6 protein-coding genes are annotated in these 14,669 nt (G+C 64.3%); 2 read left to right on the top strand and 4 right to left on the bottom strand.

Translation table 11 applies throughout. The features are described 5' to 3' along the window. Nucleotides 1-81: 81 nt before the first annotated feature. Together AAG092_RS19000 and AAG092_RS18995 are read right to left on the bottom strand one after the other, a co-directional pair. Nucleotides 82-720 (bottom strand): YceH family protein, encoded by a 639-nt coding sequence (locus tag AAG092_RS19000; RefSeq protein WP_373387898.1) that lies wholly within the window; start codon nt 718-720, stop codon nt 82-84. Nucleotides 721-779: 59 nt separating this feature from the next. Continuing rightward, complete coding sequence (locus AAG092_RS18995; protein WP_373387897.1) at nt 780-1,865, bottom strand: diguanylate cyclase; 1,086 nt, start codon at nt 1,863-1,865, stop codon at nt 780-782. Between the two features lie 132 nt (nt 1,866-1,997). On the opposite strand from AAG092_RS18995, the gene AAG092_RS18990 reads away from it, so the two are divergent. Together AAG092_RS18990 and gap are read left to right on the top strand one after the other, a co-directional pair. Next, on the top strand, nt 1,998-2,669 hold the full coding sequence (locus AAG092_RS18990) for a COG3650 family protein (protein ID WP_373387896.1): 672 nt from the start codon (nt 1,998-2,000) through the stop codon (nt 2,667-2,669). Nucleotides 2,670-2,728: 59 nt separating this feature from the next. After that, on the top strand, nt 2,729-3,730 hold the full coding sequence (gene gap, locus AAG092_RS18985; RefSeq protein ID WP_373387895.1) for a type I glyceraldehyde-3-phosphate dehydrogenase: 1,002 nt from the start codon (nt 2,729-2,731) through the stop codon (nt 3,728-3,730). Nucleotides 3,731-3,771: 41 nt separating this feature from the next. Here gap and AAG092_RS18980 read toward each other — a convergent pair whose 3' ends face one another. Continuing rightward, nucleotides 3,772-4,113 (bottom strand): tryptophan synthase subunit beta, encoded by a 342-nt coding sequence (locus AAG092_RS18980; protein WP_110682116.1) that lies wholly within the window; start codon nt 4,111-4,113, stop codon nt 3,772-3,774. A gap of 68 nt (nt 4,114-4,181) precedes the next feature. Then, the gene (locus AAG092_RS18975) at nt 4,182-14,651 is read right to left on the bottom strand and encodes a retention module-containing protein (RefSeq protein WP_373387894.1); all 10,470 of its coding nucleotides are present in this window, start codon (nt 14,649-14,651) and stop codon (nt 4,182-4,184) included. Between the last annotated feature and the right edge of the window lie 18 nt (nt 14,652-14,669).

Raw genomic sequence — 14,669 nt, 5'->3', positions numbered from 1 at the left:
CTCCCTCCACGGGCGGGTTCGTGGAGGGGAGTATCGGCAGCGAGTCTTAACGAATCCTGAAGCCGGGCCAGCCCGGCGTGATCAGCCTTCCAGGCGCGCCAGGCGCTCCTCCAGGGCGGCCACGCGGGCCTCCAGCTCGGCGATGCGGCTGTCGTCGCCGCCGCGCTGCGCCGGAGCCTCGGCCTGGCGCGCGGCCAGCAGGGCGTCCAGGTCGGCCTGCTCGCCGAGCAGGTGCATGTAGCGGTCCTCGCGCTGGCCGCTCTGGCGTGGCAGCAGGCAGGCCAGCTCGCGCGCGGCCAGGCGCTCCAGCTGGTGCTGCACCTCGGCCACGTCGTCGAACTGGAACAGGCGGTTGCTGCGGGTCAGCAGCTCGCTGAGGGTCTGCGGGCCACGCAGGAACAGCAGACCGAGCAGCGCCTGCTGCGGCTTGACCAGCTCCAGGGCCTTGTCCACCCGGTGCTCCCAGCGGTCGGCGCGCCCGCCCATCACCAGGCGCGTCAGGCCGCGCCCCTCCAGGGCGCGCAGGGCCTGGCCGACCTGGCCCTCGGTGAGGTTCATCAGCGGCTCGCGGCTGGTCTTCTGGTTGCAGGCCAGCACCAGGGAGTTGACGGTCAGCGGGTAGGTTTCCGGGGTGGTGGCCTGCTTCTCGATCAGACAGCCGAGGATGCGCACCTCGATGGCGTTGAGCGGCTCGCGGAGGCTGGCGGCTTCACTGGTCATGACGGTATCCACGCATGGCAAAGGTTCATAGCCTGACACGCCGGCGGCGGCGTGGGAACTCAGGCGCCGGGATAGACCTGTTGCTGGCCGTCCTCGGGAGTCGGCGACTCGCTGGCCGTCACCACCTGGTTGCGCCCGCGACTCTTGGCTAGGTACAGCGCCCGGTCGGCATCCTTGAGCCAGTGCGCGGCGTCCAACTGGAACGGGCTGTAGCCGGCCAGGCCGATGCTGAGGGTGATGCGCAGCCCCGGTGCCAGTTCGCTGCGCACCTCGCCCAGTTCCTGGCGCAGCCGCTCCATCACTTCTCCGGCCAGCACCGGCGGCGTATTGGGCAGGATCACGCAGAACTCGTCGCCGCCATAGCGCCCGGCCAGGTCCTCGGCGCGCAGGCTCTGCACCAGTTTCTCGCTGAGCAGGCGCAGCACGCTGTCGCCGACCAGGTGGCCATGGCGGTCATTGATCTCCTTGAAATGGTCCACGTCGATCAGTGCCACGGTGGCCCGCTGCTGGCCCTGGCGACAGCGATCGAATTCATGGTGCAGCAGATCCTTCCAGTGGCCGTGGTTGAACAGCCGGGTCAGGCTGTCGGTACGGCCGGCAGCACGCAGGGCCTGCTTGTGCTCGGCCAGCTTGATGCTCAGGTTGTAGCTGACCCAGCCCAGGGCCAGCGGATAGAGAATCAGCATCGGCAGGCAGGCGTAGAGCTGCACCATGCTGGTGTCCGGGCTGAAGGCCGGCCCGAACAGCAACATCGACAGGCCGCCACCAGCCAGCATGGCCAGGCTGCCCTTGAGGAAGAAACGCCCGCCACCGGCAGCAATGTTGTTCATCGCCATCATGGCCAGGATGGTCACGCTGGGCAGCACGTTGAACGCCATGGTCGCGGTCCAGAAACCGCCGAACAGCGAGTCGACCAGCAGGTTGCGACGCTCGGCCTGGAACGGCGAGGCCGCGCGCCGGGCGACCTGGAAGGCCAGATGCGGCCAGAGAAAGCCGTTGAACAGCAGCAGCGCCCAAAGCCAGGGCGCCGGCTCGAGCGGCCAGAGACCGGCCGCCACGCAGAAGAAACCGATGCCCAGGCCGATGCAGCGGGGCAAATAGATACGCCTGGCGAACGACAGGCCTGAGCCAGTGCTTCTATCCATGTTCACACTCGGAAAGGTCTTGTCTGGAGGATGGCCGCATGCTCGCGACTATACAAGTTTGCCGCATGTTTCCAGCCTTGAGCTGAGCGGGCGCGGTGGGTAAGTTGGCACCCTGACCGCAAGGAGAGCCCCATGCCCAAAGCCCGCACCCTGCTGTTCGCCTTGCTGCCGCTGTTCGCCGGCTGCCAGCTGTTCAGCGTGTACGAAAACAAGCCCGTCACTCCCGCCCAGCGCCTGCAGGGCGAGCTGGGTCTGGTCGACGGCCGCCTGCTGCTGCGCCCCTGCGGCGAGCAGCGCCGCTATGCCGTGATCAACGAGGGCGACAGCGACATCGCCCGCGAAGCCGGCCAACTGCTGGCCGACGGCCACGACAGGCTGTTCGTCGACCTGCTCGGCACCCTGGGTTCGACCAGCGAGGCCGAGCTGGATGGCGCACTGCGCTCGACGCAGGTCTACCGCCTGCAAGGCGAGGGGCCCGGCTGCAATGAACCGGGTTTCGAGCGCCTGCTGCTGCGCGCCAACGGCCATGAGCCGGACTGGAGCCTGGGCGTCAGCGACCAGGGCCTAGTGCTGCTGCGCCCCGGCCAGCCGCCCCTGGCCCTGCCCTATCTGGAGGAGCAGCTGCCGGAAGGACGCTTCAACCTCAGCAGCGAGGCCAATGGCCAGCGCCTGGAACTCTGGCTGGCGCCGCAGCGCTGCGTGGACAGCATGAGTGGCGCGGTGCAGCACCTCAGCGCCGAGCTGCGCCTGAACGGCGAAGTACAACGCGGCTGCGCCTCCTTCGGCGGCGCGCGCAACCGCTGACGCGCAGGCGGCGAATGGGCCGCCTATGCTAAGGACAGACCCGCCAGTCGGAGACTGTCATGCTGCGTATTGCCCTGAATGGATACGGGCGCATTGGTCGCGCCCTGGTCCGTGCCCTGTTCGAGCGCGGACTGGAAAACCAGATTCATGTCGAAGCGATCAACGAAACCGGTGATTTCAAGACGCTCGCCCACCTGACCCGCTTCGACTCCACCTTCGGCCGCTTCGCCGGCCATGTCGGCCTGCACGAGGATGTGCTGCAGGTCCATGGCCAGTCGATCCGCCTGTTCGGCGAGAAGGAAATCCCCAAGCTGCCCTGGAAGCAGCTCGCCGTGGACGTGGTGATCGACTGCACCGGGCGCCTGAAGAAGCGTGCGCTGGCCGAGCAGCATCTGGCCGCCGGCGCGCCACGGGTGCTGCTTTCGCACCCCCTGGATACGGCCGACCTGACCGTGGTCTATGGCGTCAACCACCAGCTGCTGGGCAACCAGCAGATCGTCTCCAACGCCTCCTGCACCACCAACTGCCTGGCCCCGCTGGCTCAGGTGCTGCATACCGCGGTGGGCATCCGCCAGGGCCTGATGACCACGGTGCATGCCTATACCAACGACCAGAACCTGCTCGACAAGACCCACAACGACCTCTATCGCGCCCGCGCCGCCGCGCTGTCGATGATTCCCACCAGCACCGGCGCGGCCAAGACCATCGGCCTGGTCATCCCCGAGCTGCACGGCCGCCTGGATGGCATGGCGGTGCGGGTACCGACGGCCAATGTGTCGCTGCTCGACCTGACTTTCAGCAGCGAACACCCGACCAGCCGCGAGGCGATCAACGATTGCCTGCAGCGCGCCGCACGCCAGCTGCCGCTGGGGGTGATGGAGTGCAACGACCTGCCACTGGTATCCAGCGACTTCAATGGCTACCCGGTGTCCTGCGTGGTCGACCTCAACCACACGCGGGTGCAGGGCGACAACCTGGTCAAGGTACTGGCCTGGTACGACAACGAATGGGCCTTCGCCAACCGCCTGCTGGACGTGCTGCTGGCCTGGTTGAAGCCTTAGAGCTGTGGAGCAGGGCCACACTACGTGCGGTGTAGCTCGCCTCAGATCAGATGGTGCTCGTCGTCGCCGAGCAGGCCGCTCAGGCCCTCGATCTCGGCACGGGTCACCGCGCGCTGGTCCAGCTTGCGCCGGGCCGCCTCGGGTAGGTCGGTGTAGCGAATCACGCCTTTCTGTACCAGGGCGACGACCACGTCCTCCAGCACCCGGACCAGCTCCAGGTCCGACTCCTTGAGGCTGGCCAGGCGCTCCTTGACTTCTTCGCGAGCTGTCAGCCAGTTGTGCAGTTCCTCGCTCTCGACCGCCAGGGTCTCCGTCATGCCCTCGAACGGATCGTGCTCCACCCGCAGCAGCCGCCCTTCCCCATCCCTCTGCACGTACACCATGTGGCTTCCTCCAGGCATAAAAAGGCCCGCTACCGGTAAGGGTAGCGGGCCCATGCCCATGTCACCAATCAGGCGACTTGCAGAGCATTGTCTCCAAGTAGTCCATTGATCACGGTAGCGGTATCCGCACCAGCGGAGATGATGCCACCACCGCCGGGAGTGACGCCGTACTCGACAGCCACATTGAAGCCGTTCAGCTCGATGCTTGTAGTAGGCGCACCCGCCCCTGTGGGTGCGATCGATATCACCGTGCTGTTATCGACTACCGAGAAGCTGAGGAAGTCGTCCAGCGACCCGGCGTTGTAGCTCTCGCCGACCAGCAGCTGGGTGAGATCCAGCTTGTCGCCCTCGCTCGGCTTGAAGTCCAGCACCTTGTCGGCACCCGTGGTGTCGCCTGCCAGCCAGCGGAAGGTATCGGCACCTGCGCCGCCGGCCAGTACATCGTTGCCCAGGCCACCGATGATCAGGTCGTCTCCCGTACCACCAGAGAGGATATCGTTGCCGGCCAGCCCGCTGAGGGTGTCGTTGCCGCCATTGCCGAACAGGTAATCGGCCTGTGCGGTACCGACCAGGTTGTCGATACCAGCCCCGCCGTCCACCGACAGCGAATCGGGCACCAGCGTGGCCTTAAGCGTACTGGAGACGCTGTCGCCGTCGCCATCGATGCCAATGATGTTGTGCGACAGGTTGATCGGCTGCCCGGTAGATGCCTGGTCGTACTCGAAGAAGCCCAACTTGAAGGTCTGGGCATTACCACCCTCGATTTGCACCGCGCTGAAGTTGTTGGTCGAGGTGACCTCATACCACCAACCCTCCTGCATACCCGCTATGCGGATCGAGCTGCCCAGATCGGTCAGTGTCACCAGACCGGTCTTGTCCACTTCCACACCACCTTCGATGGCAAATACGCGGATATTGCTGGTGGACAGGTTACGGGTGGTCTCCCCAAAAGCATCGCCGATGAAGCTCAGATCATCGTCGGCCAGTATCACCGAGACGATTAGCGTCGCCGTGCCGCTGCCACTGGGGCTGACCCAGGCCAGTTTCTGTGCGAAACGATTAGTGGTGTTGTGGTTGGTGTAGGTGAATCCAACGGTATTTGCCGTAGTAACCAACCCATTTACCAGATCGATGCGCAGCTGCTCGCCATTGCTGAAGCTATTGCCGCCACTGATACCGATCTCGGTGCTGTTGGTATTGACGCTCTCTCCCGAGGTAGTCGACAGCAGGGCATCGAAGTTGGTGCCGCCCATGTCGATCAGCCCCTTGTAGCGCACGTTGCCGCCGCCGACACCGGTCAGGTTGGTCGCCGACACCTCGCTACCGTTGGCGATGGGGCCGTAGGTAGTCAGGGTGTAGCTGTCGGTCGAGGCATCCATATCGATGCGATACGCCAGAGTTCCACCGGCACTGGTCTTGGCCTCGATGATCGACTGGTCACTGCCGTAGAACAGGTAGAGCTGCTGGCCGTTCATGCTCAGCAGATTGCCGCTGGCATCCCGAGCCGCCGTGCCCTCGACGATGGAGAAGTTCACCTGATCTGGGCCATCGGCACCTGCCGAATCCTCGAAGCGCAGGCTTTCGGTGATGGAGCGGGTTCCAGCCACCTGATCGACCAGCAGCGCGGTGACCGGGGTGAAGGCGATGGGCACATCGTCCTCGACCTGGATCAGCAGGCTACCGGCCAGCGGCAACGGATTGACCCCGTCGGAAGCCGCGAGGGCCCCGGTGAGGTTCAGCGTCATCACCTCGTTGTCGTCATTGTTGTCGTCCGGGTGGTCCAGCGGCCCGAGCAAGCTGAAGGTGTAGCTGCCGTCTGTCTCGACCTCCAGGGTGAAGATATCCAGCAGCCCGGCCTTGGCCGTCATGATGTTGCCGGAGAAGTGGTAAGTGATGGCCACGCCGCCGGAAGTCAGCGCAGGCAGGCCGGTTGGTGTGTTGTCCAGGCCGAACTGGCCGGAGTTGGTGCCGACCAGCAGGTCCACCAGGCTGCCGGAGACAGTGGTGGTCTGAGCATCGTTGTCGGTGATGCCGCCGGGCAGCTCATCCTCGTCGACCTTGCCGATGACCGGTGCCGGATCTTCGACATGGATGGTCAGGGTGGCTGGTGACGGATCGCCGTCCTTGTCGATGATCACATAGTCGAAAGACTCGACCTTGTCACCGTCGACCAAGGCCGGCGGTTGATAGCTCCACGCTCCAGAGGCGAAGTTGAACGACAGGGTGCCGCCCCACTCGGTGGGGATGTCGGTTAGCTGCTGATCGCCATCCAGCACGCCATCCCAGGTGTAAGTGGTGCCATTGATCTCGATGGAAGCGATGCGGCCGGGACCGTCGGCGCCGAAGGCATCATCGTCGCCGCTAACCACGCCGTCGCTGCCGAGCAAGACGCTGCCCTCGACCGGATCAGGAGTCACCGCATCCAGCAGGGTATCGATCAGATCATCGAAGTCGCCCACCAGAATCGGCGAGCCGCTGCCATCGAGGTCGACATCCTGCAGCCGATCCTCGTCGATGCCGCCACCCACGCCAATCGTGGTGACGTTGAGGTCATTAGCGTTGATGAAGTCCGCCCAGTCGCTGGCGGTGTCATCCTCGAGGGAGTTGCCTCCGCTGCCCAGCTGCTCATTGGGGTTACCGTCGCTGATGAAGAACACCTGGTTGCTCCACCCTGAAATCGGCGTGTAGTCGGCCATGGTGACTTCGATGGCGGCGGTGAAGTCGGTGTTGCCGTTGAACGGCCGGGTTCCACCATCCGCCGGGTTGATGCTGTCGATCAGCGCGGAGAAGCTGGCGAAATCGCTGTACACCGGGTAGGACAGAGCCGTGCCGGAGAAGGCCACGATCTGCACATTGACATCGGATGCACCGTTGAACAGTTCCTGAGCCGCAGCACGCACGGCCTCCAGCATCTGGTTAAGCTCGGTATTGTCGATGCTGCCGCTGAAGTCCAACACGAACACTGCGTTGACGTCGAGCGGTTGCCCCGCCACAGCTACCGCCGTGTCGCTCTGCGCCACTGGCGTATCGTCGTCGACATTGACCGAGAGGCTGCCAGTCGCGGTGTCACCATCCTTGTCGGTGACCTGATAGGTCAGGGTGAACGACTGGTTGTTCTCCAGATTGGCATTGTCGTGCTGAATCGGGTTGTTCTGGGTAACGGTATAGGCACCGGTCGCGGTATTCAGCGTCAGTGTCAGCACCGTGGTGGAACCCTGCTTGACCAGTAGCTGCGAGCCATCCGGGCTTGCCTGGTAGGTGAAGCCACCCGGGGCTCCGGAGTCCACCCATTTCACCGTGCCGGCACCATCGGCGCCGAAGTCATGGCCCAGGGTACCGGTGGTATTCACCGAGTCGGCATCATCGGTGCCGCCGGGGCCACCAGCGATGCCGCCCGACAGAGCATCATCGTCCAGCTGCACGCCGAGGTTGGAGCTGGTGGAAGGGCCATCGTCATCGAAGGCGATCTTGCCGCCCAGGTCCAGGGTCTTGTCCGCGGTGGCGAAGTCACCGTCACCATCGGTGATGGTGGCAGTCAGAGTCAGGCCGATCTTGCCGGCCAGCAGCACTTCCTCCTGATTGCTGTAGTTGCTGTTGACGCCCGGCAGATCATGGGAGATTTCCTGGAACTGGGTCAGGGTCACCTGTCCGGTTCCCGCATCCACCGCCAGCGAGAAGATGGTATTGCCCACGTTCACACCGGCCAGGGAATCCGACGAAGAACCGATGATCTCGCCACCGATCTTGTACAGATAGATCGGGCCTGCGGCGCTATTCATGCCGGAAGCCAGCGGACCTGTGCCACCTGCAAGCAGGTTGAGGCTGTAGGTCTGGGTGACGGTGCCAGGGCCATCCGCACCATGGTTGGGGGTCACGACGAAGGCACCCGAGAAGCTGCCGGAGTCGGTATCGGAAGCCCCACCTATGGTCTCGGCATCCTGGGTGTTCAGCGACGGATTCGGAGCGGTGCCGAACACCACGCTGATACTCGGCCCATGGTCGTCGAAGGCCACCCGGCCGCCGAGATCGAGGGTCTTGCTGTCGGAGGCGCTGTCGCCGTCGTCGTCGGTGATGGTCACGGTAGCCTGCAGCCCCACCAGATTGTTGCCCAGCAGCGCTTCCTGAGCATCGTAGTTGCTACCCACACCCGGCAGGCTATGGTCGATCTCCTCATGCTGGGTCAAGGTGACCTGACCCGAACCATTCACCGAGAGGGTGAAGATGGTGTTGCTCGGGTCTACATCGCCCTCGTTGGCCGCAGTCGAGCCATAGATCACCCCACCGTCCTCATACAGGTAGATGGTCGCACCATCGCTGCTGAGACCGGACGAGCTGCCCTCGGTAGTGAGCAGGACCAGCGCGTAGCTGGCACTGATGCTACCGGGGCCATCGGCACCGAAACTTGAGCTGACAATACTGAAGGCGCTGCTGAAGCTATCGGTATCGCTATCCGATGCACCACCAATGGTCTGCGCATCCTGGGTATTGAGTTTCTCGGTGTTCTGCCCGAAGCCCAGGCTGATGCTCGGGCCGTCGTCGTCGAACAGCACCTTGCCACCCAGGTCCAGGGTCAGGCTGTCGCTGTCGGTGTCTTGGTCGTAGTCGGTGATGGTGGCAGTGCCCTTGAGGCCCACCAAACCGGCACCGAGTACGGCCTCCTGGGCATCGTAGTTGCTGGTATCGCCCGGCAGGTCATGGTCGATTTCCTGGCGCTGGATCAGGGTGACCACACCGGTTCCGCTGTCCACCGACAGGGTGAAGATGGTATTGCCGAGGCTGACTCCTCCCTCGCTGTTTGCCGTGGAGCCGACTATCTGTCCGCTACCGTTCTGGTAGAGGTAGATGTCATCGCCATCGCTGCTCAGCCCGGAGAACGTGCCCTCGGCCACCAGCAGCACCATGGAGTAACTCCAGGTCACAGTGCCGGGGCCATCTGCACCATGGTTGGGAGTCGCCGTGAAGGCGCCGCTGAAGTCGCTGGTCGCGGTATCCACGGCGAGCCCGATGGTCTGGGCATCCTGGGTATTGAGATCGCCGGCATCCTGGCCACTGCGACCGACATCGATCATCGGCACATCGTCTTCGACATGGATCAGGAAGTCGCCGACCAGCGTCAGCGGATCGCTGCCATCGTTGGCCTGCAGGATGCTGGTGAAATCCAGGGTCAGCAGCTGGTCGTCATCGCTGCCATCCAGCGGATGATCCAGCGACTGTTCCAGGTTGAAGGTGTAGCTGCCGTCGTCCAGCACCTGCAGGGTGAACACCACAGGACCAGCCGGGCCGGCCGTGGCCGTCAGGGTATCGCCGGACACGCTGTAGACCAGCGCCACACCGCCCGCACTGGCCGGGGTAACGCCACTGGTATCGCTGGACAGGGTGAAGTGCGAACCCGCATCGGGCCCCACTACCAGATCGGCCACGCTGCCGGTGGCAACATCGGTCACGGCGTCCAGATCGTCGATGCCGTCGGGCAGATTGTCTTCGTCTACATAGCCCTCAACCGGACCGGTGTCCTCGACATGGATGGTCAGGGTAGCGGTCGAGGGGTCGCCGTCGTTGTCGACGATGACGTAGTCGAAGCTCTCCGTCTTGTCGCCATCGACATCCGCGCCGGCCTGGTAGCTCCAGGCGCCGGTGGCGAAGTTGAAGGTCAGCTTGCCGCCATGTTCGGTGGGGATATCGGTGAGTTGCTCATCACCATCCAGTACCCCATCCCAGGTGTAGGTGAAACCGTTGATTTCGATGGAGAGGATCTGGCCGGGACCATCGGCGCCATACAGATCGTCGTCGCCGCCACCGCTTGCGTTGTCCTCGCCCAGCAGCACATTGCCGTCGACCAGGCCACCGATGACCACATCGAGCAGGGTGTCGACCAGGTCGTCGAAGTCATCCACCCGCAGCGGGGTCTTGTCTGGATCGGCGTCGAGATCGACCTCTTCGAGCCGCTGGTCAATGATGCCGTCGCCGATGCCGATGGTGGTCACGTTGACCGGGTTGCTCGGGTCGTTGAGGAAGGTCGTCCAGTCATTGGCCGTGTCGGTTTCCAGCGAAGTGCCGCCGGGGCCGGTCTGCTGGTTCGGGTTGCCGTCGCTGATGAATACGACCTGGTTGCTCCAGCCCGACAGCGGGTCGTACTCGTCCATGACTTCTTCGATGGCATCGGTGAAGTCGGTGCCATTGCCGATGGTGTTGGGTCTTACCCCACCCGGCTCGGACGGATTGAGAGCATTGATCTGGCTGGTGAAGTCCGCCTCGTTAGCGAAGGGGCCGAAGGACAGTGCACTCTCGGAGAACACCACGATCTGGATCTGCACGGCACCGTTGGCACTGGCAAACAGCTGCTGCCCGGCGGTGCGCACGGCGTCCAGCATGGTGTTCAGCTCGCCGTTGCTGATGCTGCCGCTGAAGTCCAGCACGAACACCATATTGATGTCCTGGGTCTGGCCAGCCAGCACAGTGGCATGATCGTCCTGGGCCTCGGGAACATCATCCTCGACATTGATCACGAAGCTGCCGTCGGCAAAGCCGTCGACCGGGTCGCCGTCGCCGTCGGTGGCGGTCAGCACGCCGGAGAAGTCGATCGGCAGGCCGAGCAGCTGATCGTCATCGGTGCTGCCGGGTAGCGGATGATCCAGCGGGCCGCTCAACACGAAGTCGTAGCTGCCGTCCGGGTTCACCGTCAGCGTGAAGATGGTGTCGCCGCCCACCGAGGCGGTGAGCACGTTGCCCACCACCGCATAGGACAGCGGGGTGCCATCGGAAGTCAGGCCCTGGGCTTCCAGGGTGGCGATGTCCAGGGGGTCGCCGCTCAGACCGAAGTCACCGGGGCCATCGGCACCGAAGTCGACCAGCGCATGCAGGGCACCCGCCCCGCCCGACACCGAGGTGCCTTCGCCGTCGCCGTCGCTGATGCCGCCGGGCAGCTCATCCTCGTCGACCTCGGCCGATACCAGCGGGATCGGGTTCTGCTCATTGTCGTACTGCAGCGGCTTGGCGACTGGAATGTCGTCTTCCACCTGAATCACGAAGCTGCCAGGGTTGAGGCCGGACAGCGGGTCGCCGTCACCATCGGTCGCCGTGATCAGCGCCGAGAAGTCGATGGGCGAACCCAGCAGCTCGTTGTCGCCGGCAGGCGTGCCGTCGGCGACCGGGTGATCCAGTGGGCCGAGCAGGGTGAAGGTATAGCTGCCGTCGCCATTCACCTGCAGGGTGAAGATGGTGTCCGGTCCGGCCATGGCGGTCAGCAGGTCGCCCACCACGCTGTAGCTCAGCGCGACACCGCCCGAGGTCAGGCCCTGGGCTTCCAGCGATGCTATGGCGGCCGGGCTGCCGGACATGCCTATGCTACCGGGGCCATCGGCGCCGAAGCTGATGGCGGCGTGCAACGCGCCGGCGGCACCGACGGCCACCGTACCTGTAGCGTCGAGATCGTCGATACCGTCGGGCAGGTTGTCCTCGTCCACCTGGTTGCTGACCCAGGGCTGACGTACCACCTCGCGCGGCACAGGCACGTCGTCTTCGACATCGATGGCGAAGCTGTCACTCGGTACGGCAATCACCATGGGGTCGCCGTCGCCGTCAGTGGCGGTAAGCATCTGCGAGAAGTCGATGCCAACGCCGGGCAGGGTCTCGTCGTCCAGGGTGCTATCGGCGATCGGATGGTCGATCGGCCCCTCAAGTACGAACTCCCAGCTGCCATCAGCATTCACCGTCAGGGTGAAGATGGTTTCGCCGCCGGCACTGGCGGTCAGCACGTTGCCGACGACACCATAGGTCAACGCCACACCACCCGATTCCAGGCCCTGCAGTTCGAGCGAACTGACATCGGTGGACAGGCCGACCGTGCCCGGGCCATCCGCGCCGAAATCGATCAGCGCGAACAGATCGCCAGGTGCACCGCTGGCGGTGGTGACCTGACCGCCTTCGTCATTGCCCTCGTAGGGCGAACCGCCGCCGAGGGTCAGGGCATCTTCCTGCACTTCATGGAGGATTCGGTCCTCGCCATCCTGATCGGGGCGTGGCACATCGTCCTCGACGTTCACGGTGAAGCTGCCAGCCGGGAAGCCTCCGACCAGCGGGTCACCATCGCCATCGGTCACCGTCAGTACGCCGGAGAAGTCGATGCCCAGCCCCGGTAACAGTTCGCCGTCGAGGGTGCCATCCTCCACCGGATGGTCGATCGGCCCTTCGAGCACGAATTGCCAGCTGCCATCAGCATTCACCGTCAGGGTGAAGATGGTTTCGCCGCCGGCACTGGCGGTCAGCACGTTGCCGACGACGCCATAGGTCAGCGCCACGCCGCCCGATTCCAGAGCCTGCAGATCGAGAGAACTAAGATCGCCGGACAGACCGAAGCTGCCGGGACCATCCGCGCCGAAGCTGACCAGCCCACTCAGCGAACCGGCGGTGGCACTGCTCACCACGGTGGTCTGCCCCAGACCATCCGGATTGCCCTCGTGCGGGGCACCATTGACGACCTGCAAGGCATCCTCGTGAACCACGCCACTGATGCCCTCGCCCTCGCCATTGGCGAGGATCGGCACATCGTCCTCGATGTCCACGGCAAAACTGCCGGGCGGGAAGCCGCCCACCAACGGGTCACCGTCGCCGTCAGTCGCGGTGAGGATGCCGGAGAAGTCTACGCCCAGGCCCGGCAGGTCCTCGGAATCGAAGGTGCCATCCGGGATGGGATGATCGATCGGGCCTTCGAGCACGAACTCCCAACTGCCGTCACCGTTCACCGTCAGGGTGAAGATGGTTTCGCCGCCGGCGCTGGCGGTGAGTACATTACCGACCAGGCTGTAGCTCAACGCCACGCCGCCGGAAGTCAGGCCCTGCAGTTCCATGGAGCTCAGGTCACTGGACAGACCAAACTCCCCAGGACCGTCGGCACCGAAATTGACGAGGGCCGAGAGCGAGCCGGCCGGACCACCGACAGTCGTGGTCTGGCCACCTTCCGGATTGCCGTCGTGAGGTGCGCCGTCAGCCGTGGTCAGGGCATCCTCGTGGACAATGTCCCATACCGATGGGTAGAACTCTTCCTCGCCGTCGCCGCGACCTATCAGTACCGGCACGTCATCTTCCACGTCGATCACGAAGCTGCCAGGGTTGAATGTCCCTACAGAATCGCCATCGCCATCGGTAGCGCTCAACAGGCCGGAGAAGTCGATCGGCAGCTCCAGCAACTCATTGTCGTTTCCGTCCGTGACCGGGTGATCCAGCTGGCCGATCAGGGTAAAGGTAAAGCTGCCGTTGCCCCCAATCTGCAGGGTGAAGATGGTTTCCGCCCCAGCCGACGCAGTCAGGACATTGCCGACCACCGTGTAGCTCAGTGCGGTTCCGCCGGAAGTCAGGCCCTGGGCCTCCAGGCTGGCAATGGCAGTGGGGCTGCCGTTCATGCCGAAGCTGCCGATGCCATCAGCACCGAAGTTGACCAGCGCGTTGAGGGTACCCGGGCCGCCGGAAGCCACATTGGTGACCGCATCGCCATCACCGATACCGTCGGAGGTCTCATCCTCGTCGACTATGGCGCTGACCAGTGCGCCCTCCCCTTCGGTGAGGATGGGCGCATCGTCGTTGACCAGGACGTTGAGCAATACGGTCGGCGACACGTCACCATCCAGATCGAAGACCCGCACCGGGAAGCTTTCGCCGACCTGGTCGGCTGCCCCGGAAGCATTGGGGTTGGAGTGATCGAGGGTGTTGTTGGTTAGGGTGTAGGTCCAGTTACCCGCTGCATCCACCGTGAGGATGCCGTACTGACCGACCACCACGCCGCCATTGGTGACATCGACCCAGACACCGTTGAAACCCTGTATCTGCAGCGAGGAAACCCCATCAGGGGAGGTGATCACTATGGTGCCGCTGGCCTGTTCGGCGCTGCTGCCGGGATTGGTACCGTCGGCCAGCGCTTCCTCGTCGACAATCGCAGGTCCGACCACGATATTGCCGCTGGCGTCTTCGTATTCGACTTCAACCGTGGGCGTGGAGTCAGGCGCGACCGGTGCGGGGTCTGGATCGACAATGGGCTCCGCCTCGGGAAACTCGGGGCCGGTGTTGAACCCCGCAGTCGGGAAGCCGATCACCGGATCCAGCGCACCGCCGACCTCGCCCAGCAGCACGAAGCTGTGGCCACCACCTACTCCACCGGCACCACCGCCACCACCGGCGCCCGGACCGGCCGCGGTCGCTTCGCCCTCCAGGGTCGGGTCGACGCCGGCTTCGATCGCGGCCTGCAGCTGCTCGACATCGGTCAGGTCGCTGTCCGACGGAGCAGCGGATTCCTGTTCCTGCGGCTGGGCCGTCTGCCCATCGCCACCGGCCAGCATCTGCTCATTGAGGTTCAGGCTGCTGTCGCGCCCGAGGGTGAGAACCTCACCATTGGTGAGAGTGACCGCGACCGCGCCGCCTGCGCCAGTAACCAGTTGCTCGCCGGCATAGACACGATCGCCTTCGACTAGCGGTCGACGCGTTCCATCGCCGGCTACCGCAAAGACCTCGCCGACAACCTGACTGACGACACCAATCAAAGTAGCCATGATTCCTTCCTCCGCACT

It is taken from the genome of Pseudomonas alcaligenes (genome assembly GCF_041729615.1).
Taxonomy (GTDB): Bacteria; Pseudomonadota; Gammaproteobacteria; order Pseudomonadales; family Pseudomonadaceae; genus Aquipseudomonas; species Aquipseudomonas alcaligenes_B.
The sequence above is the reverse complement of the archived record's forward strand: the minus strand, read 5'-3'. Positions and strand labels throughout refer to the sequence as shown.